Below are 20184 nucleotides of genomic sequence, written 5' to 3'. Positions count from 1 at the left end.
CTTAGCTTCCTTACCTACTGTTATGCTTTCAACATCTGGAAATCCAGATATGATTGACTTTGCTAAAAAATTAGGTGCGCTCGACTATTATATAAAGCCATCTACCATGGATGGCCTAGTAAACCTGTGTCGTCAATTGGTTTTTGGAAAAGCTGGGCATACTGATGTCGGTTCCGGTACGCTTTAACTACCGAATAATCTTCAGTTAAAAAGGTATAGACATAATCTATAATGTTATCCAAACCACCAGTGTAAGTTTCATTAAATAGGCAGACTGGAACAAATTTGTATCAGATGTTTGAAATCATTGCTAAATTCTATGATACTCAACAAAAACGTTTCCGTAAACGGGATAGACATATTTTACCGTGAGGCTGGTGACAGGCAAAACCCAACTTTGCTGTTGTTGCACGGGTTTCCCAGCTCGTCGGTTATGTTTAAAGAATTGATGGAAATATTGTCTGACGACTTTCATTTGATAGCTCCGGACTATCCCGGGTTTGGGTTCAGCGGTTTCCAGATACCGACTCTTCAAATATACATTTGCCAATATAGCAGCATGCATCGATTCCTTTCTGCAAAGCATTGATGTCAATGACTTCTTTATTTACCTGCACGACTACGGTTCTGTAATAGGACTGCGGATCTGCAGGAAACATCCTGATAGAATCCTGGGAATCATTGTCCAGAATGGAAATGCTTATATGGAAGGTCTAGGACCGCAATGGGATGAAACCAGGGACTATTGGACAAACCCAACACCGGAAAAAGCGGAAAAAGTCAAAGCTTTTCTAACCGAGGAAGGCACTAAAATGCAATATACAGCAGGGCTGCCCGACAATTTTTTACCACAGCTCGGCCCTGAACTATGGTTTCTGGATTGGGCACTTTTAAGCCGGCCTGGCAACATTGACATGCAATTCGACCTGAACCGGGATTATTCCAGCAACCTTGAATTGTTTGGCTCATTTCAACAATATTTCCGCACACACCAACCTCCTGCTTTAATCCTTTGGGGGAAATATGATGCGTTTTTCAGCTTGGAAGAAGCATATTGCTATCAACGGGACTTGCCTAACGCAAATCTACACATCCTTGACGGTGGACATATGCTATTGCTTACCAACTTTGAAGAGACATCAGCGCTGGTCCATAAGTTTTGTTGGGCAGTATCAGGTACTCTCCGGCAGTTCAATCATTGATTATGGCCTTGTGCTGCTAATGATAGGTTCTAATTCGTTTGAATTCCAAGCAAATAAGGCCTATCCTGTGGTTCACATTCCAACCGCTCTTCCATCTGAAATAGGATGAACCTTATCATTCGGACAGGAATTGGGTTTTAGAAGTATCAGCCAATTAATAGGCATTCCTTGGCAGCGTCTATCACTTCTTTTGATATCAAATTCAGATTTAAAACCAAAAAGGAAATCAACTAGACTGCCGCCTATGTTATAAAACTCTAAAGCTGTCTTTGGCATACCTTCTACATTTGCCTCGATCAGCCTAGGATCATCACTGGTCCCCGAACGATAAGGGCCGGTTACTAAGATAATCATTTGACTCACACCTCTGTTTTTAGGAGAATTAATGCGTGTTTCCTCATGAAAATGTGAGCAAAAGTACCAATTCTATCCACTGCCTGAGCCTTGGGTGATCGGCTTCACCAGCTGTTCACGAAATTCATATCGTTCTTGCATCTAATCCAATAGCTCTTCGCTTGATTTTGATTAGGGTGTTAAGTGTCGATAACTGCAGTAAAATTTGCCGTAATTTGTTAGCAGGAAAATCGCTAAAAAGGGCTGACGTTGTTGCTGAATTAACCAAAATTTACCAGCGGAGAACCTAAAAATAATGACTGAATTACTTCGCAAACAGATTGAGGAGATTATTCTCTTAACTGATGATGAATTTGAGTTTGTGCTTGCACACTTCACAACCAAAAAATTTAAAAAACATCAGTTCGTCGTTCAGGAAGGACAAATGGTGGAAGACGATTTCTTTGTGCTTGAGGGTTGCCTGAAGTCTTACTTGACCGAGCCGACAGGTAAAGAGCATATCATCCAGTTTGGACTTCAGAACTGGTGGATAACCGATTACGAAGCATATTATTACAATACGCGGGCTACAGTAACAATAGACTGTGTTGAAGACAGTACCGTACTCTGTTTATCCAGCAGTAACCGCGAAAAATTATGCGCTCAAATGCATAAGATGGAACATTTCTTCCGCAAAAAAACAAACCGTAGAAATGTGGCATTACAACGGCGAATTTTATTATTAATGAGCGCTGACGCCCGGGAGCGCCATGACAGGTTGTTGGAGCAATACCCTGTACTCTTCCAAACGGTACCAAAAAGGCTTATTGCTTCCTACCTGGGAGTTAGCCGGGAAACTCTAAGCCGGTTCGGAAAGTCATCCCAAAAGAAGTGATCTATATCACATCAAACTTGTGCGCTAGCTCATCGCTCCTGACCCTGGTCCTGACAGATCTTTGTCCTGTTAAACCGAAAATTAAACATGGCAACATTTCACATTCAGCCCAGCAGCAGTACCGTCAACTGGACGGGTAAAAAAGTACTCGGCCTCCACACCGGCAGCATCGATATAGCCGAAGGCTATTTGGAACTCACAAATGGTGAAGTAAAAGCCGGTGAAATCAGCATTGATATGGCTTCACTGACAATTACCGATATCGATGACATTCAAACTCATGAGGAATTCAAAGCACATTTGTATTCCAGCGATTTCTTTGCGATCGATCAGTTCTCCACAGCGCGGCTGGTTCTTTCTCATAGCCTGGCTATGAGCGGCACCCAGTACAGACTTTCAGGTTTACTGACTATTAAAGACATTACTCACCCGATCAGCTTTGACGGTACGATCGAGGAGCTGACCGAATACCTGCTGGCACGCGGCGAGCTGATCATTGACCGTACTTTGTATAACATCCGGTACGGATCGGGCAAGTTCATCGATAACCTGGGCGACAAGCTCATCTACGACCAATTCGTCCTGCAATTCAAGATTGTGGGGAAAGCTAACTGGCATTAACCCGGTAAATCGTAACGGCAGTAGCTCCGAATGAATCCAGGGCGCCGATCACAAATTCATTCAGTACAACTCCATCACAACATATTGAGATCATGTGGAATAAAACGAAATTCACAAAACTTCTTGGCATTGCTTATCCCATTGTACAAGGACCGTTCGGAGGAGGTTTATCTTCTGTTTTGCTAACCAGCACGGTTTCTAATGCAGGCGGACTAGGTTCATTCGGTGGCCAACCGTACACAGCGGCCGAATTAATTGATATATGTTCTCAAATCCGAAGAAAGACAGATAAGCCCGTAAACATCAATTTATGGGTGAACGACCGGGATAGCCGGTTAGCCACGTATACGGATGAACGCTATCAACAGCTGATGGAGCTGTTTACTCCATATTTTAATGAACTGGATTTGCCTTTGCCCCCAAGATCTACTGAACTTGGACCCCGGTTTGATGACCAGGTCGAAGCCATTTTCGAGGCCAGACCAGCCGTCTTCAGCTTCGTATACGGCATTCCTTCGCCTGAGATCCTGGAGCGGTGTAAGTCGCTGGGCATTATAACGGTGGGGGCAGCCACTACGGCCGATGAGGCTGTTGCATTGGAGCAGGCTGGTGTTGACGCGGTTGTTGCGACCGGTTTTGAAGCGGGTGGTCACCGTGTGTCGTTTTTACAGCCGGCCGAGGAATCATTGACCGGCACGTTTTCTCTGATTCCGCAGGTGGCAGACCGGGTTTCCATTCCCATAATCGCAGCTGGCGGTATAGCGGATGCGCGCGGCTTAAAAGCGTCTCTGGCTTTGGGGGCTCATGCTGTGCAGATGGGTACGGCCTTTCTGGCTACCCGCGAGTCAAACGCCACCCAGGATCACAAAGACATCCTGTTTTCGGAAAAAGCCAGGAACACTGCATTAACTAAGGTTTTCACCGGGCGACTCTCACGAGGAATCAGGAATCGCTTGATCGACGACTTGAAGGAAAAGGATCATTTATTGGCTCCATATCCTTTACAAAGTAAGTTTATGAGCCATCTTAAAGCATATCCGGCAACGGCTTGCAGCAATCCCGCTTTCAGATCGTATTGGGCAGGTCAGTCAGCTCCATTATTAAAATACAGGCAAGCTGAAAAACTGATCCGATCGCTGGTAGTCGACATGGATGCAAGTTTGACAAACTGATTACAGGTTCCAGCAACCTTTAAAATCGAGCTGCGCCATGATAAACTAGGGTGTGGCAGTGATTCTGGCTTCTGGTTTTCGGCATCTAGGGATTCAAAGTGTTTTCAATAGATGAAAAGGTCTTTTCAATCTATTGAAGCATTGGCTTTAACCGGAGCAGAACGGCCGCCACCGCGGTCCATGGCTTCAGTAAGCCCCAATTTCTGTACGAGGATCTACCGCAAGCTTCTCCGGATACGGCTCAACGACTGTGGCGTGATCTTGAGATATGAAGCCAGATACTGTTGGGGGACCTGCTGAACCAACTCGGGGTATCGCCTCATCAGCTCTGTGTATTTAGTGGTAGAGTCGCCAAAGTTAAGAAAGTCGTTGTCCTTGATTTTATTTAACAGTGTTGCCTCACTGATACTTTTAAAGAATATGTACAGATTCGGTACATCTGCGAATAGCTGCTCCAACACTGAAAATTTGATCATATGTAGTTCGCAGCCTGCGACGGCTTGAATGGACTCAGTGGCAGGTTGCCTGGAATAATAACTTTCCAGGTTGGCAAAAAATTGATTTTCACGGATAAAGTGCTTCGTAACATCGTCTCCTCTCGCGTCGGCACCGAACAACCTTAAAATCCCACTTTCTACAAATATGATCTCGGAAGCTATCTCGTGCAGATCCTGTACATAGTCCTCGGACTTTACTGTAAGGTGTCTGAAATTTGATGCTACCGATTCTATATCCACAGTTGACAATATTCCACCAAAAGCTAATGCAGACTTCAATTTTTCCATTAGATCAGTATTTTTTGTGCAAACAGGCTGTCCGCACAGGCCAAAACAGCGTCCTTTGCTGAGACTGGTTCCCACCCTAATTCCTTTCTGGCTTTAAGCAAATTTGTTTTCCTTCTAATCGTTTCAAGCATGATCGGTCGGAGTTCAGGCGTGAAAAAGGCAAGTGTGTGACTCACAAAATTGGGCATTACACTCAGCGGAATTTTTCGTTCCGGGTAATGTTCTTCTAAAATACCAGCTATTTCTCTGAGGGTCAAATATTCTGATGCACCAAGATATCTGTTTCCATTGGCTTCTGGAATTTCCATTGCCCTGATCAACAAGTCGGCCACGGACCGAACATCCACAATGTCAAAACCGACTTTTGGTAATGCCGGAAAGCTTCCATTCAGGATGGACAGTATAAGGTTTGCTGACGTGCCGAAATCCTTTTCAAGTACAGGTCCAAGAACAGCACCTGGACAAACTGTTACCAGTTCCAGGCCGGAAGCATCTGCTCCAATAAAGTCCCAGGCTGCCTTCTCAGCCACAGTCTTGCTTTTATAATATGGGGTAATGTCTTTTTTGCTATGCTCGTTGGTCCAATCATTTTCATCAAATGTCTTTCTTAATTTCCGCGCGGGCCTACCATAAGCAACAGCAGCCATAGATGATGTTATCACAACCCTTTTAACATTATTTGCCGCGGCCGCCCGAAGGATTGCTAATGTCCCGTTCCTTGCGGGGAGTATCAGCTCGTCCTCATGCCGTGGCAACTGCCGGGGAAAGGGTGAGGCGATATGCTGGATAAAGTCCACCTCCGTTGAAAGCTCATCCCAAATCAGCTGATCCCCCAAATCGGCAACTGCAAAATCAAGATTATGGATATGACTTGTATGCTCAGCAAGTACCTCTTTGATCGGTTCGATTTTATCTGCGTTACGCGCGGTACCAACTACGCGGTAACCCTGGTTTAGAAGTTGGATCGCCGTGTGTGATCCCAAGAATCCAGTTACCCCGGTTAGCAAAACTTTTTTGTTTTTCATCAGCTCTTTCTTTTTACCAAATTTCTGCGTTAAGCGCTGACTCCCAATTATCATTTGATAAGAAATGCAAGGAACTGATTGCGATGACTCGTGAATAAAGGAAATTGATTAAAGTGCAGCTAAATTGAATTGACGCAAATAACGTCCGTGGTTGTTACACAACTCTCGATAGTAATTGCAACCTCACTATAAGCGTCCTTTAACACGATGAGAATCGTTCAGACAATAAACAATATATCTTGGCAGGCCATCTACGACAATCTCGCAGACTTTTGCAATAGTGAAAACGTCTTTGGATCGAAGGTTTTAAGTTGTGCAACAGCCACCACCGTTTCCACGGACACTGATAAACGAAAAATGAAAGAATCGCAGGCTGGGCTTGCTACCGGTAATGAATCATAAGGAATAATAACCCTTAGGGCTGATGGAACCAGGTTTGCCAATTGGAGTGAGCTAGGAGCTGGATTGCAGTACCATACATGGATGTACTTATATGTAGTGCTAAGTTTACCATTTTTATTACTCTCGCGTTCCAAGCTACATTTTCAACAGCACTAAGTAAGCATAAGTCTAATCCGTCAAATGACATTGGTTAAAAAGTGAAACCTGGATCGATCATAGTCCTTATACCATCCATGATGTTACGGACTCGATAGCTTAACCGCTCGTAGAGTAATCCAATACAGTGACCTGGCGCTCTTCATAGATTTTTCAATCACATTGTAAATTTAGAAATGCTCTTCCTTCGGTGATGAAGCTATCCCGCTTAACCTAAATACCGCCCAAACTTCCTGTTAAAACTTCCATCCAATTGCAATGCTCGGTGCAGGAAATACTGGCCTCAAACGGAAAGTTGTTTCTCTAAGCCTCTGTTCCCTGCCTCGGCCAACGATCACGTTAGCAGTAATTTTTGGCAGAACGTACAAGCCCACAGCTTTCCAGGGAAACCACATAAAACCGACTGCCGGAGATATGAAACCGTTAGTTTTTCCATGAACCTGCTCTTCTATGTGGACCTTGAATTCTTCCACGCCAACTCCTACCTCTCCAAAAAAACCTTTTCTGCTTTCTAAAAAATGGTATCGGGAAATGATACCCGCCAGCCAGGTCAGTCGGATCGAAAGTGCATCGCGATTGTTACTTTCAAAAATCAAAGAGCGGGTATTGCCATTTATCTCATGCGTGGCGTAAATAGCCCCGAAGGAAAATTTGGATTGGGAAGGATAATAGAATACGGCGGCGTCAAAGCCATTTTGCAAATAAGTGGTAAGCCGCGTTTCGACTGCAAACGTACCTCTCGGACTTGGATCCTGGGCTTTTGCGGAAATATAAACGAAGGCTAAAAGCATTGCCAGGCATTTCATTTTCTTTATCATAACATGGTAATTTATTGTTATGGTAAAGAAATGAGCTGCGACGGGTGTTTGCATTCACATTTGTTAAGAAAGTTCGAGCAGATTCACTTTCTTGTTTTCCGCAGCCTGCTCAGGCTCTGGGGTTTAATTCCCATAAATGAGGCCAGATCATACTGGGGCATTTTTTGAATATGATCAGGATGCTTTTCAAGAATGTTGGTATAATAATCAGAAGCATTAAGGCTTGTCAAGTCGGTAATCCTTTGCTGGCAGCTTAACAGCGTATCAAAAACGAGCTGGTTATAAAACTTCTCGATTGCCGGAAATGCATCCATTGCCTGGTCAAAATCGCTTCTGGTAACATAATAGGTCACAGTGCATTCCGATGCTTTAAGGAATTCCTGCGTAGACTGCTGCTTCGAGAAACTTTCAAGACAAGTAATGAATTCATTTTCAGTGACCAGGTGCCTCGCTACGGATTTGTCATGCAACTCGCTCCCCAGCACTACCGAGCCTTGTTCGATAAAAAACAATTTCCGGGCAACATCGCCTGGGCGGATCAGAAATTCGGATTTTTCAAAAGTGGCAGACTTAAATTTAGAAAGGAGCCGTCCAAGGTCATTTGGGTCGGGCAGCAAATTTTGAAACTTACTTCTGAGTTTTTCCATTTTCCAATGAGTTTGACACTAATACGATCATATATTTTCCAGAATATCCGCCAGCTCTTTGGGCCTTGTCAGCATGATCCAATGTCCTCCGTCTTGTTCCAGACTCACTCAGGACGAAGCTGGAATAAGTAAAGGTGGAAGGATAAATTAGCAACCGATGATCACCATAACACCACTATGGATCTGTTTAATGATCGGTTTGTTGAATTTTAGCCTGATGATGAAATATAATTTGACTATTGATAAGACAAGTCACTTGCAATAAATGCAGGCCAGTCAAGCCCACTAAGTAAAATGATCTCAATAATTTAACATGGCTATTGATAAATACAGGTCTATTATTATGAATTATTGCCCCTTTTTGCTCGAATACTGTGGTATAAGTCAACGGCTTATCCTAGATCTTTCTATCACTAGATCCCTTCTCTGGTCATGACTACCTTCCTGATCGTTCCGTCTTGGTTGTAGAGCAATTGGTCAATACAAACAGACCTGCGATGACTTCCGCCGTCGGGCAAGGCGCCATTGTGGTAAAATAAATAGTCCTTGCCGTTGTACGGCTACAAAAGTAATTTTTTCTCCTTTGGTTAGATGGAATCAATCTGCCAGTTTTTAGTGATAATGGCTTTACAGAAGCACATGCACATGTTAATTTTCCTTTTGTAAACCAGGACGATAAAAAGTTACCAGCCGATATACTGAAAGGTCAACGCATAAAAATTGCATTTACCTAAATTAACCACGGGTACATTAATCCGGAAGCAGAGAAATACAGAAAATAATCGACAGTGTTTTCAAAGATTTATCCAAATGGACTACGATAGGTAAACCATCTTCCACATACATTACTCCCCTGACTTGCTTTGAGGAATACATGAATTGGGGACTGGTTACGCTGTATTATCTAGATCTTTTTGATAAGAAAGCATTTGATACACTCAATATGGGCAATGAAAAAACGATGGTCGAACTGCGTGGCTTTCAACACAGAAATAAAAAACCATGTCAAACTGTTGCGGATTTGTATCCTGCTATTATCGAGTGGACAGCAAAATAAGAGATAATTAAACACTAATATTACTGAATATAAGATAGTTAATGTGGATTGAGATGTTAAATTAACCAATTTAGGTCTTGGGAACAATGGATACGGGTCAGCGAGAATAGTAAAACTAAATACCTAGTTCGCTAACGCCGTTTTTCGCCCATTTGTAAGAAAAACCTCATCAATGAATATGGCGCGGGAGAATATGGCTCAAATCCTGAAACTGCTGCCTTGGCCCGCGCCCACAAGCCTAGCTACGAAATCCTGTCGCTGAACGATTACCGCACGCGTTTCAAACAATATCGCAGCGATCCGCAATTGCAGCTGGCCCACCAGAAAAAGCCTTTATCTGTGTGTGGGACGATCATGAGATTGCAAATGACTCATACATGGACAGCGCGCGAAATCATAATGAGGGCGAAGGTGATTTCCAGCAGCGCAAGGAGCGTGCGATCAAAGCCTATCATGAGTACATTGGTGTACGGACGCTGGTGGATGCAAAAATTTACCGGAGCTTTTCGTTTGGCAATATCCTGGACCTGCACATGCTCGACGCCCGGATCATTGGCCGCAACAAGCAGCTTTCCTACGCCAACTACATTACACCGACGGGACTTGACGCAGCAGCATTTCAGCAGGATTGGTTAAATCCAAACCGCAGTATACTGGGCAAAGAGCAGCTTGCGTGGCTGGCAGTGCCATCACTTCGGGAAAAGGTGCATGGCAGGTGTTGGGGCAGCAGGTTTTGATGGGCAAAATGTACGTCCCGGCAGAGATGCTGTTGACCATCGTGCAAATCATTGCCGAAGTGGACGCGACGGGCTCTGCTTCGCCGGTCACGTTCGGCATGTTCCAGACATTACTGCTGGAACTGACGAAGATCAAAGGCCGCCTGCTTGTAGGCGACCCGTCGCTGACCCCGCAGGAAAAAGCGTGCGTGCAAACCGTGTTGCCGTACAACCTGGATGCCTGGGACGGTTACCCAGTGGAGCCGAAATGCTGTATGGAATGGCAACAGGGAAAAAATTGGTTACATTATCCGGAGACTCGCATAATGGCTGGTATTCAAATCTGGTTGCACAGGACAAGTCAGAGGTAGGAAAGGAAATTGCCACATCTTCGGTAAGCTCGCCTGGTTTTGAACAGGATCTGGGCGCAGAGCCCGCATCACTTGCCGGTTTTGAGCAGGCGCTTGCATTGCTGGTTGACGACCTGAATTATTTGGATGCGTCCAGAAGAGGCTATGTTTTAGTTAAAATGAGCGTTAGCCAGATTGCTGCTGAATGGCGATATGTATCTACGATCCTTTCTCCAACGATTGACACAAGTTTGGGGCACGCCGAAGCAATGGGAGCTTAAGCTAGGTTATTTGATCAACAGACTGGCGTCAAGCCAATCTGTTGATTCTTGGCTATGTTAAGTTTTTGAAAAGCGGTCGTGATTGGCGTGAAATTTTAGATCGTAATAACAGCCTCGCCAAATGCCAGGTTACATTTCATCAACAAACTTGAAATTAATGGCCACTGAATTTAGATCTCCATTGACGAGGCTACAAAATACATGGCGTATTTTACTAAACGGTCAAGGTTTGTGGGTAATCATAACCATTAAACTATTAATCGAAAATCATGAAAAGCGCTAAGAAAGAGCTGATCGCCGACATTCAAAACTTTACAGCATAAATTGGCTGGTTCACAAAGTGAGCCCAAGAAACTGCAAAAAGCATTTAAACACACTGCGAAAAAGCTAGCTAATAAGATCATGAAGGTCGCAGACAAGCCGGCTAAGAATGTTCAGAAAGATAAATCGAATACTGGTTCGGGCAAGGGTAGTAAATCAAAAGAAAAGCAGCACGTGGTTGCGCCTGGCTTAACAAACACTATTTCTTCTGAAAGGGACTTGCTGGCACAAAACTAGAAACCCAGGCTTTCTTATGCATCCATTTTCGGTCAACCCTGTATATAAGTCTAGCTCCAGCAACTGCTAGGCATACAAGTCGGGATGCCAAGGGAGGCAAATTTTGAGTCTTAACTTAATGTTGTGGTAATCATTGCTTGACATTGTAAGACTAGTTTTGAGCATTAAATGCTCTTATCTTACTACTCTTCAATGAAAAAAATCTCAGTATTGTTTTTTTGCTTATTGCTGATCTCATCAGTACAGGCACAGTCTCTCGTAAGAGGATTTGTATTTAACGACGCTAACGGCAATGGTCGCAAGGACAAAAATGAAAAAGGGCTGCCGCAGGTCTCGGTATCTAATGGTGTAGTAGTAACGCAGACCGGATATAATGGCAGTTACGAATTACCTGTTGGAAAGGATAATATCATTTTTGTAATTAAACCATCAGGCTTTAAAATTCCGCTTACGGAGGATAATCTCCCGCGCTTTTATCGTTTGCACAAGCCAGACGGTTCACCTGCATTGAAATACAAGGGCGTCGCGCCAACACCCGCATTACCTGCATCACTGGATTTTCCATTGACTGCCAAAGCCGAATCCGACGACTACACCGCATTGATTTTCGGAGACCCGCAGCCCTACACGGTGGAGGAAATTGAATACTTTGCTCGTGGCGTGGTGAGTGAAGTGGAGGGTATTAAAAACGTAGAATTCGGGCTGAGCCTCGGCGACCTTGTCGGAGATAATCTAGATCTTCATCAACCTTATGTGAAGGCGGTGAAAAGGGTCGGCTTACCGTGGTATAATCTGATGGGCAACCATGACATGGATTACGATGCAACTAGTGACTCACTTTCTGATGATACTTACGAAGCGCACTTCGGGCCGGCCAACTACGCTTTCAATTATGGAAAAGTGCATTATATTATTCTTGATGATATCCTGTATCCTGACCCCCGCGACGGCAAGGGATACTGGGGCGGTTTCCGTAAAGATCAGCTGGATTTTGTAGAAAATGACCTGAAATATGTAGCAAAAGACCAGTTGATTGTGCTTGCTTACCATATCCCGTTGCACGAAGAAGGTGAAGGCGATGCTTTCCGTGATGAAGACAGGAATCGTTTGTTTGCTATTCTTAAAGACTATCCGAATACACTGGCGCTGTCGGCCCATACACATTTGCAGCGACAGAACTTCCATGGTACAAAGGCAGGCTGGAACGGCACCAAACCGTTGCACGAATACAACGCAGGCACTACCTCAGGGGACTGGTATTCCGGAGAATTTAACCTACAAGGCGTGCCTTCGTCGACCATGCGAGACGGGACGCCAAAAGGGTATGCGTTTCTGCGTATCAAAGGCAACCAATATAGTATTGATTATAAAGTAGCTGGTGAGCCCAAAGAGTATCAGATCCGCATTCATACGCCACGTGTGGTACCGGCGGGGCGCAACACTTCATCAAGCATCTATGCAAATTTCTTTATGGGTCACGAGGGAAATGCTGTACAATATCGCATTGACAACGAAGTCTGGAAAGATATGATTTTCCATGACGAACCGGATCCACATTTTCAGCGGTTGGTCAACAACTGGGATTATACCGAAAGCCTGCCGGCAGGACGCCGCCCAAGCAATGCAGTCAGAAGTACACATTTGTGGCGAGCACCATTCCCTAATAACCTTGCTGAAGGGCAGCACACCGTTGAAGTGAAAGCAAGAGATATGTTTGGCCAGGATTTTACACAAAAGCACGTTTTCTGGGCTGAAAGATAATAAACGACATCTATGTCATCTGGTATTAGGCCAGCTTGGCGACGCCTGGCAATGCCGTTGTGGACGTGGCAAGAAATACGTTTGCAGATGCCCGAGGCAAATCGGAACCGTTACCAAGCGCTGGGCTAAAAACCAGGCAAGTAGTAGCAGAAGCGGGATTGTCGTCAGATGATTCCGCTTCTGTTCTTATAAAGATCTATTACATGTTTGAACGGATAATAAACGCCTATTATCCTAACATTTAGGAAATTGCTTTGGACAGTTCTTAGTTTTAGAGATTCACAAAATCAATCAAACTATGGAAATCTTTAAGAATGAAGCGACGCTGACCATTCCTTTGACGATCACTACTGTTGCCAGACTAGTGTGACCGGTTCTATAGTCTTATGATTGAAGGTGAGTGTTGCACAACTCCCTCTTGCACTTGCTACCGCAGTTAGGTGTCACCTAGCGCATTAAGGATTGTCCAGACTACAGAATAGGAATTTTCATTGACCATCCATGAAAACCTCACAGACTTTACACCATTGGAGCTATCATCCGACCGAAGGTTTCCAGTTGTGCAACACTCACGAGGGTTTGTGAGACATCGCAATTGCTAACAATTAGAGCATAAACGTTTTGAGATACTGGAGATCCTGCCTTCATATCTCACAATTATATCAAGTGGAAGTGCGAACGTTTAACAAGCTTAAAGAGATAACTACTTTTTCAAAACATTCTAGCAAAATCACTTTGTCCACATACAAACGGTCGTATGTATGTGGACAAAGTGCTAATGCAGTATACTTCGCTGAAAGCGAATGAGATTGACCGTTAGTTAAACCATATTCGCCGGTTAATCGCTTCGTTTCCTCTTGCCTTGGGTCTTGCTATCTATGGGAAAGCATTTTCCGATATGGCAGACTACAAATTTATAGGGGAAGTCAAAGATTTCAACATTAACGATTACATTGGACTTTTTGGCTGGATCGGCACAAGCTGCAAAAAATCTATGCATCGAAGGGTTTTCAGTCCTCCTACCTGCCCGACGAAGAAAATAATAGCCGTGATGAAGCACGGGGCTTGCAGCGCTTTTGGCTTGAAGGATAGCTTGTTCAAGTTGACGGCGCATTTCGTTCTGGATTCATAGTACATATTTCGAGAAAGTCTCGAACGTTTGTGAAGTAGTTGCCTGATATTGAGTAAACTTATTGCTAAATCAGCTCTCACCAAAGCGCATGAAAATTAAAGCGTTAACCTCTTTAAAAGCTGCGATTATATTCTACTTGCAATTTATATCGATCCATACATTTTCCCAAGGATCGGTCAGGCTTGAAGGCTCTGTAACAAATAGTCAAACAGACAGACCGCTAGCTTCGGCAATTGTATTCATAGATGGTACGAGCATTGGAACTTTAACAAATGAGCAAGGAGGATTCACTTTGTCAAACTTACCACTTGGTACACTGAATTTAGTTGTCACTCTTCTCGGCCATAAATCTGAAAAGCACGTTTTGTATTTCGATAAACCCGGAGTTAAGAAAATTCACGTGAAAATGTTAGAGGGGTTGGATCTGAACACTTTGAAGAGTGTACAATCTTTGCAGCCTTATCAGCTGAAACAAATCTGAGACAATTTATCGTTGATCTTTTCTACAATAAGGCCAGTCCACGTCTGTACAATTAAACTGAGCTCATCCTGGCTTATGTTCTGATGATTTAGTTTTCTGAGCCATGTATCGTCTTTCGAACTACCGACTTTGTAGGTATATTCCTCAAAGTAGAATGTCAGAACCTGCTTCACATCAAACGTATCTACACCCGCTCTTTTGAAACCTTCAAGTCGGGCGGCAAGGCCTATCTTGCTGACCGCATCGTGATAGTATCTAACCTCTAAATCCGCCGAAGTAAGAAAATCTGAATCGTCATCATCAATCGTCCGGAAGAGCGTGCTGGAAAAAAACAGTGGAAACACCTCGGACCGAAGCCCTGCCTCCGCCTTCAACGCGATGTCAGGAAGCACTTCGGAAAAAATCTTATTGACCGCGTCAATGCCAAGTCTCTGCCGTACTTCTTCTAGCAGTATGTGTAAATGAAGAAGAACTGGAAAGGTAAGCTTGGATAGCCGACCTATCTCTGCCCAACAAAAAACACCCAGCAAATAAAATCATCCGAAAAGTCATTAAATCTGTGCTCGCTAAATTTTGGGACATAAAGAAAATCGCCCGGCTTAAAGCCAGTAGTTTGATCTCGTAATGTAAATTTCCCTTCACCTGAAATGAACATATAGAATTCATCACGGTCGTGCGGTGATTGTTTGTCGATTAAATGCGGCCTATATATTTCTACTGAAAGCAGGCTGTTTCGAAAAGAACAACAAATTCTTTCCCTGATTCTTTTAACCGGTCGATTGCTATTTCCTGCTCTATTTTATTTATGAAGTTATTTTCAAAGGTCATCCGTAAAATGCCATCTTGCTTTTTCCTGATTAAATTTCCGCATATTATAATCGCCCGATTTGTTCCTGGGAATTGAAAGGCTTTCCCAATTTTCATTAGCGGCCATTTTCGCAATGTAAACGATCTGCCCGATGTGATAAGGGTAATGGGCCAGCTGTCGGTTGATCGCCTCCATTACCGTGTGGCCGTCATTCCGGATGTATACGATCGTTTCCAGTTGATCGTCGCGAAGGTTTCGCAAGGTGGTTAACAATTGCGCCCAGCCTTTTTCCCAGTGCAATATGATTTCTTCACGGCCAGAAAAAAGATCCTCAAATTCCGCATCGCGGTTTCGCCAGGGTTTTTCACCGTCGGTTGTTAAAAAGTCAGTAAAACGCGAGAGCATATTTCCGACAATGTGGTTGACGATCACTGCTATACTATTGCTCTCGGCATTGTATTGCCAGAAAAGCGCCTCGTCGGGCAACTGCGCAATCGCCTTTTCACCTAGCATTTTATAATACTCAAACTGTTTGATCGAGCTGGCTAAATAACTTGTATTCATGATTTTAATTTTCCATTTTGTCGAATTCGTTCTTCCAATGCGCCGCGAAACCAACAATTAATTTGAACGCCATTAACATGAGTAGCACATATAAAGAGTTAGGGATTTTGGTATAATATCGCATTACCAAAACTACTAATGTAAATAGAAGTACGCTGATCTGCTTTTGAAAATGCGTATTGTACACAATGACGGTCACACTGGAAAACAGCATCGCACAGAAAGATAAAATCACAATCTCTGATCTGAATTCCAGAAAAATACCGAGCAGCAACGCCGACTGCAACAAATGAGACCAGACAAAAGCATGGGGCGACAGGTGGTGTTCCCTGTAGTATCTGATTGTGCTTTTTGTAAAATTACTGACAACGCCGCCGCCAATATCAATGGAAAGCACTGCGAGTATAACAATCTTCCACACTGGTAATGATCGTGAAAAAGCCAGGTTGAACAACATGACTAAGATCGCAAGTAAGTAGGTTAAGATCAGCTCGGTCTGATATGCTTTTTTGCCGTGCAACTTCCATAAGGCTGGCGGAATGCTTACCTCTTTTGCCTGATATAAATTCATTACTATTTTAGGCTTAGGACTAATGATCATTTCTTATCTGCCGCCGGTCACGTCTATAAAAATACCTGTCGAAAAGGACGACTTTTCTGTGGAAAGCCAAAGGATCGCCTCCGCCACTTCTGTTGCCAGTCCGCCGCGTTTCAATGGAATACTGTCCTTGATCCTATCGACCCTGCCGGGCTCACCGCCAGCGGCGTGAATGTCGGTATAAATGAATGCAGGCCGCACCGCATTGACGCGGATACCTTCTTCGGCTAGCTCTTTCGAAAGCCCGATGGTGAATGCATCGATTGCGCCTTTGGAAGCAGCATAATCAATGTACTCGTTCGGCGCGCCTGTTCTGGCAGCAATAGAGGACACATTGACAATAGTACCGCCCTCGCCACCATTTTTTACCGACATTCTTTTGATCGCTTCCCGGGCGCAAATAAACTGGCCGGTAATATTGGCCGTAAAAATCCGATTAAGCCTCGCTACATCCATATTTTCCAGCCGCATCTGACGTTCCAGTATGCCCGCGTTGTTGACCAGCGCATGCAGGTTTCCGAAAAGCTCGTCGATTTCCGCAAAAAGCCTGAGAATATCTTCTTCTTTCGAGATATCAGCTTGAATGGCAGCCGCCTTCCCGCCTTTTTCAATAATATCCGAAACCACTTGCTGGGCCGCAGCCTGATTCTGATGATAGTTAACGATCACTGCAAAACCGTTTTCAGCGGCCAAATAGGCCGTCGCTGCGCCTATTCCCCGGCTTCCGCCTGTTATGAGCATTGTCTTCATTGTATTGCTATTTGTTCAGGGTTTAACGTTTTTAAATTGTTTTTGAAGTTGATCTCAGCTTTAAGTCGTGTCAGTTGGCCTAATAGCATTGTTGCCTTTATGTCATGCACTAATCCCAGCTCCCTGGCCATTCTCACTATTTCGAAATTAAGCGTGTCAATTTCCGTCCGCTTGCCTGCGCGGATATCCTGCAAAGTGGAAATAAGTTGACCATCAGATGCCCGGCTGATCTCCAACAAACCTTCTTCTATATCATTTGAAGTGAGCAGTATACCTTTCGCATTTGCAATACCACTACATTCGGCAATTACGCGACCGGCAATTTGCATGGCCTGTTCACTTCTGTAAAATATGCCATTATGCGTTTCCAGCAGCGGGCAGATTGAATTAAAAACACAATTGATGATCGCCTTTTTCCAGATCGTATGCTGGATATGCGCCTTGCTTTCGAATACCAGTTGCGGGGTAGTCAGCTGGCTGACAATGTGCTGCAAACGATCTGTATTCCCGCGCTCGATACCGACGGGACAAGGCGCAACGGGCTTGAAACGGACCGTGGTTCCGTCGATGACCTGGCTTGTTACAAATAATACGCAACGATATATTTCCGGAAAGCTTTGTGCCAAGAAAGGTCTCTCCACGCCCAATCCGTTTTGCAGCAAAACAATCGGCGAGTTGCCGGTTTTGTTTTTCAATGCGATTGCCAACTGCTCATTTCCGAATGATTTGTTGGCAAGAACAATAATGCCGTTAAGCGTGGGAAACGCATTTATCGTGGAAATGGTGACCTCGGCCTCGCGCAAAGTTCCGTCTTGCATCTCAACGCGTATAGGCTCGATTTTACGGCTGCCGTCGTTTACGCTTCCTCTGATGAGCGTCGCTTTTCGTCCCGAAAGTCTGAGAAAGACCGCCAGCGCCCTCCCGATGGCGCCGCTCCCGATGATGTAGATATGATCTGAATTTAGATGCATGATATGATTCAAACTGACAAGGGCAAATTTGAACAAAAGGAAAATACGATAGCAGATGCAGTTTTGCTATTTTTGACGGCAGCAGTTATTTTTAAGCATGAAAAAAGAAGGGATCGATAAAGGCAAATTTGTCTACCTCCAGATTGCAGGTATTATAGAGCAGCAGATACTGGACGATACTTTGCGTACCGGCGACAAACTGCCGTCGTTGCGCACCATTTGCAGCGAATATGGTGTAAGCCAGAATACGGCCCTGAGCGCCTATTATCACCTGGAAAACAAAATGCTGATTGAGACCCGGCCGCAATCGGGCTATTATGTCAAGTACCCCGGAGCCAGGATCCCGCAGGTACCAGACATCAGCAGCCCATCTACCATTGCCAACTTTGGCATCAGCGAACTACTGGTAAGCAAAGTGTATGATAATCTTGGCAAAGGCGGGCACCTGCCGCTTGCGCTTGCAACTCCTGCCAACGAACTTTTACCAATTGCCAAACTCAATAAAGGATTACTCCAGGCAACCCGAGAGCTGCAAGGCAGCGGCGTAGCCTACGATAAAGCCGAAGGAAACGAAAGATTGCGAAGACAAATAGCGCGCTGGGCATTTAACATGGAATGCAGCCTGAGCCACCACGACATCATCACTACCAGCGGCTGCCTTAATGCGCTTTCCTATTGCCTGATACCCGTCACTGAAAAAGGCGATACCGTCGCGATGGAAAGTCCGGTGTCTTTCGGGATGCTGCAACTGGCCGAGGCACTGGGCTTGAAGGTACTCGAGCTGCCCACGCACCCGGAATCAGGTGTCGACTTGAATGCATTTGAAGGTGCTTTGAAAAACAAAAAGGTGAAAGCCAGCCTGTTGATCAGCAATTTCAACAACCCGCTGGGTAGCTGTATGCCCGATGAAAACAAAAAAGCGGCTGTGCAGCTGGCTGAAAAATATAATGTACCCCTGATCGAAAATGATATCAGTGGCGACGTATACTTTGGCCCAAACCGGCCAAGGACCTGCAAAACTTACGACAAGAGCGGGATCGTACTCTGGTGCGGCTCGGTTTCCAAAACCCTTGCACCGGGCTACCGCGTGGGCTGGACAGCACCGGGCAGGTTTAAAGAAAATGTGTTGAGAATGAAGCTCTACCACAGCATTTCCGGCACTTCGATCACGCAGGAAACGATCGGCGGCTTTCTGGAAACCGGGCGCTACGAAAGCCACCTACGCAAACTCCGCCACACATTGCATGGCAACATGCTCCGGTATTCGGGTGCCATCGCCGACTATTTTCCCGAAGGCACCAAAGCCAGCAGGCCGCAGGGCGGTTCCGTTTTGTGGGTGGAGCTACCGCCACATATTGATACTGTCGATCTTTATGAAAAAGCCCTTGCCCGAAGCATCAGCTTCGCTCCAGGCAAGATTTTCACGCTGCAAAATCAATATCAAAGCTGCATGCGCTTGAATTATGGATTATTGTGGAATGAGCAAACAGAAGCGCAGCTGAAAACGCTTGGAGAACTTGCGAAACGACATTAGCGTGGAGAAGTTTCGTTTCCCTATAATTTCTGATTCGTGTTACAACATTCTTGATATGGGCCAAGTGGTGATTGCTATGCCACGCATAGTTACCGATCGCCTCGTCCAACCTGAACTCCCTTCCGTGTTCGGGATGGATATAGATCCTTGAAAGATCCTGCGTGCTAAGACTTTGAAGCAAAACAACCCAGCGTGCATGCAGCCCGCGAAGGATAAAAAGAGAATCATCAACGGGGATCTCCCTGGAATCCGCCAGCTCTGCCCAAAGCGCTTCGAAGTAAGGTTTGATAGTCGGGCTGTCTTCGGTTAAAGTTAGCTTGAAACGGCAAAAGGCGTTCATGTGGCTGTCGGCGCAGTGATGCACTACCTGACGAACTGTCCAGCCACCGAGCCTGTAAGGTGTATCCAGATGGCTATCAGTTAATTTTTCAACCTTTTTTGACAACACACGGGAAAAATCGGATATAGTTTTTATCCATTCGTTCAAGATTGCTGTGGTAATTTCAGCCGGCTTTTCAAATTCGCCTATCGGGTATTTGAGTTTGTACAATGTTTCAGTATCCATTG

Annotated in this window: 24 protein-coding genes and 1 pseudogene; 13 read left to right on the top strand and 12 right to left on the bottom strand. The window is 44.8% G+C overall.

The window, feature by feature from the left end; genetic code table 11:
* The 3 genes from Q369_RS29395 to Q369_RS27910 all read left to right on the top strand — a co-directional run.
* A partial coding sequence (locus Q369_RS29395) for a hypothetical protein (protein WP_031529637.1) occupies positions 1-187 on the top strand: 187 nt, incomplete at its 5' end.
* 132 nt (positions 188-319) lie between these two features.
* On the top strand, positions 320-589 hold the full coding sequence (locus Q369_RS29925) for an alpha/beta fold hydrolase (RefSeq protein ID WP_084165801.1): 270 nt from the start codon (positions 320-322) through the stop codon (positions 587-589).
* A complete protein-coding gene (locus Q369_RS27910; RefSeq protein ID WP_051664169.1) occupies positions 501-1202 on the top strand; it encodes an alpha/beta fold hydrolase in 702 nt (233 codons plus the stop codon). Before Q369_RS29925 ends, Q369_RS27910 begins: the two co-directional genes overlap by 89 nt.
* Before the next feature lie 72 nt (positions 1203-1274).
* On the opposite strand, the gene Q369_RS29390 is transcribed toward Q369_RS27910, so the two are convergent.
* Positions 1275-1556 (bottom strand): hypothetical protein, encoded by a 282-nt coding sequence (locus tag Q369_RS29390; protein WP_031529636.1) that lies wholly within the window; start codon positions 1554-1556, stop codon positions 1275-1277.
* Positions 1557-1851: 295 nt separating this feature from the next.
* Here Q369_RS29390 and Q369_RS0120490 point away from each other — a divergent pair, with 295 nt between their 5' ends.
* The 3 genes from Q369_RS0120490 to Q369_RS0120475 all read left to right on the top strand — a co-directional run bounded on the left by Q369_RS0120490 (position 1852) and on the right by Q369_RS0120475 (position 4223).
* Entirely contained in the window at positions 1852-2430 is a 579-nt protein-coding gene (locus Q369_RS0120490; RefSeq protein WP_031529635.1) for a Crp/Fnr family transcriptional regulator, read from the top strand.
* Positions 2431-2517: 87 nt separating this feature from the next.
* Positions 2518-3051: a YceI family protein gene (locus Q369_RS0120485; protein ID WP_031529634.1), complete on the top strand. Its 534-nt coding sequence runs from the start codon at positions 2518-2520 to the stop codon at positions 3049-3051.
* A 92-nt stretch (positions 3052-3143) separates the two neighbouring features.
* On the top strand, positions 3144-4223 hold the full coding sequence (locus Q369_RS0120475; protein WP_031529633.1) for an NAD(P)H-dependent flavin oxidoreductase: 1080 nt from the start codon (positions 3144-3146) through the stop codon (positions 4221-4223).
* 215 nt (positions 4224-4438) lie between these two features.
* Here the strand turns inward: Q369_RS0120475 and Q369_RS28480 are convergent, their stop codons facing one another.
* The 4 genes from Q369_RS28480 to Q369_RS0120450 all read right to left on the bottom strand — a co-directional run bounded on the left by Q369_RS28480 (position 4439) and on the right by Q369_RS0120450 (position 8056).
* On the bottom strand, positions 4439-5008 hold the full coding sequence (locus tag Q369_RS28480; protein WP_031529632.1) for a Crp/Fnr family transcriptional regulator: 570 nt from the start codon (positions 5006-5008) through the stop codon (positions 4439-4441).
* Positions 5008-6033: an SDR family oxidoreductase gene (locus tag Q369_RS0120465; RefSeq protein ID WP_031529631.1), complete on the bottom strand. Its 1026-nt coding sequence runs from the start codon at positions 6031-6033 to the stop codon at positions 5008-5010. Before Q369_RS0120465 ends, Q369_RS28480 begins: the two co-directional genes overlap by 1 nt.
* Positions 6034-6827: 794 nt before the next feature.
* Positions 6828-7409 (bottom strand): hypothetical protein, encoded by a 582-nt coding sequence (locus Q369_RS0120455; RefSeq protein WP_031529629.1) that lies wholly within the window; start codon positions 7407-7409, stop codon positions 6828-6830.
* A gap of 83 nt (positions 7410-7492) precedes the next feature.
* Positions 7493-8056, bottom strand: coding sequence for a Crp/Fnr family transcriptional regulator (locus Q369_RS0120450; protein ID WP_031529628.1), 564 nt, complete (start codon positions 8054-8056; stop codon positions 7493-7495).
* Positions 8057-9332: 1276 nt separating this feature from the next.
* Between Q369_RS0120450 and Q369_RS28470 the strand changes: the two are divergent.
* The 6 genes and pseudogenes from Q369_RS28470 to Q369_RS0120420 all read left to right on the top strand — a co-directional run bounded on the left by Q369_RS28470 (position 9333) and on the right by Q369_RS0120420 (position 14392).
* A pseudogene (locus tag Q369_RS28470) lies at positions 9333-9850 on the top strand (alkaline phosphatase D family protein).
* Positions 9851-10109: 259 nt separating this feature from the next.
* Complete coding sequence (locus tag Q369_RS29290) at positions 10110-10460, top strand: alkaline phosphatase D family protein (RefSeq protein WP_169739269.1); 351 nt, start codon at positions 10110-10112, stop codon at positions 10458-10460.
* 324 nt (positions 10461-10784) lie between these two features.
* On the top strand, positions 10785-11018 hold the full coding sequence (locus Q369_RS0120435; RefSeq protein WP_031529626.1) for a hypothetical protein: 234 nt from the start codon (positions 10785-10787) through the stop codon (positions 11016-11018).
* A 192-nt stretch (positions 11019-11210) separates the two neighbouring features.
* Positions 11211-12779, top strand: coding sequence for a calcineurin-like phosphoesterase C-terminal domain-containing protein (locus Q369_RS0120430; RefSeq protein WP_031529625.1), 1569 nt, complete (start codon positions 11211-11213; stop codon positions 12777-12779).
* Positions 12780-13677: 898 nt separating this feature from the next.
* A complete protein-coding gene (locus Q369_RS0120425; RefSeq protein WP_031529624.1) occupies positions 13678-13911 on the top strand; it encodes a hypothetical protein in 234 nt (77 codons plus the stop codon).
* A gap of 88 nt (positions 13912-13999) precedes the next feature.
* Positions 14000-14392, top strand: coding sequence for a carboxypeptidase-like regulatory domain-containing protein (locus Q369_RS0120420; RefSeq protein WP_031529623.1), 393 nt, complete (start codon positions 14000-14002; stop codon positions 14390-14392).
* On the opposite strand, the gene Q369_RS0120415 is transcribed toward Q369_RS0120420, so the two are convergent.
* The 6 genes from Q369_RS0120415 to Q369_RS0120390 all read right to left on the bottom strand — a co-directional run bounded on the left by Q369_RS0120415 (position 14374) and on the right by Q369_RS0120390 (position 18083).
* Positions 14374-14784, bottom strand: a complete 411-nt coding sequence (locus Q369_RS0120415) for a hypothetical protein (RefSeq protein WP_157488260.1) — start codon at positions 14782-14784, stop codon at positions 14374-14376. The genes Q369_RS0120420 and Q369_RS0120415 overlap by 19 nt on opposite strands.
* Before the next feature lie 107 nt (positions 14785-14891).
* Entirely contained in the window at positions 14892-15047 is a 156-nt protein-coding gene (locus tag Q369_RS29550; protein ID WP_229206906.1) for a cupin domain-containing protein, read from the bottom strand.
* Positions 15048-15209: 162 nt separating this feature from the next.
* Positions 15210-15764, bottom strand: a complete 555-nt coding sequence (locus tag Q369_RS0120405; RefSeq protein WP_031529621.1) for a DUF1572 family protein — start codon at positions 15762-15764, stop codon at positions 15210-15212.
* A gap of 4 nt (positions 15765-15768) precedes the next feature.
* Positions 15769-16335, bottom strand: coding sequence for a hypothetical protein (locus Q369_RS0120400; RefSeq protein WP_157488259.1), 567 nt, complete (start codon positions 16333-16335; stop codon positions 15769-15771).
* Positions 16336-16368: 33 nt separating this feature from the next.
* Positions 16369-17112 (bottom strand): SDR family oxidoreductase, encoded by a 744-nt coding sequence (locus Q369_RS0120395; RefSeq protein ID WP_031529619.1) that lies wholly within the window; start codon positions 17110-17112, stop codon positions 16369-16371.
* On the bottom strand, positions 17109-18083 hold the full coding sequence (locus Q369_RS0120390) for a ketopantoate reductase family protein (protein WP_031529618.1): 975 nt from the start codon (positions 18081-18083) through the stop codon (positions 17109-17111). The genes Q369_RS0120395 and Q369_RS0120390 overlap by 4 nt, the downstream gene beginning before the upstream one ends.
* A 97-nt stretch (positions 18084-18180) precedes the next feature.
* On the opposite strand from Q369_RS0120390, the gene Q369_RS0120380 reads away from it, so the two are divergent.
* A complete protein-coding gene (locus tag Q369_RS0120380; protein ID WP_031529617.1) occupies positions 18181-19617 on the top strand; it encodes an aminotransferase-like domain-containing protein in 1437 nt (478 codons plus the stop codon).
* Here the strand turns inward: Q369_RS0120380 and Q369_RS0120375 are convergent.
* Positions 19505-20182 (bottom strand): YfiT family bacillithiol transferase, encoded by a 678-nt coding sequence (locus tag Q369_RS0120375; RefSeq protein WP_031529616.1) that lies wholly within the window; start codon positions 20180-20182, stop codon positions 19505-19507. The two genes, Q369_RS0120380 and Q369_RS0120375, sit on opposite strands and share 113 nt — an antisense overlap.
* Positions 20183-20184 lie beyond the last annotated feature (2 nt).

Origin of the sequence: Dyadobacter crusticola DSM 16708, from assembly GCF_000701505.1 — a bacterium.
Lineage (GTDB): Bacteria > Bacteroidota > Bacteroidia > Cytophagales > Spirosomataceae > Dyadobacter > Dyadobacter crusticola.
The sequence above is the reverse complement of the archived record's forward strand: the minus strand, read 5'-3'. Positions and strand labels throughout refer to the sequence as shown.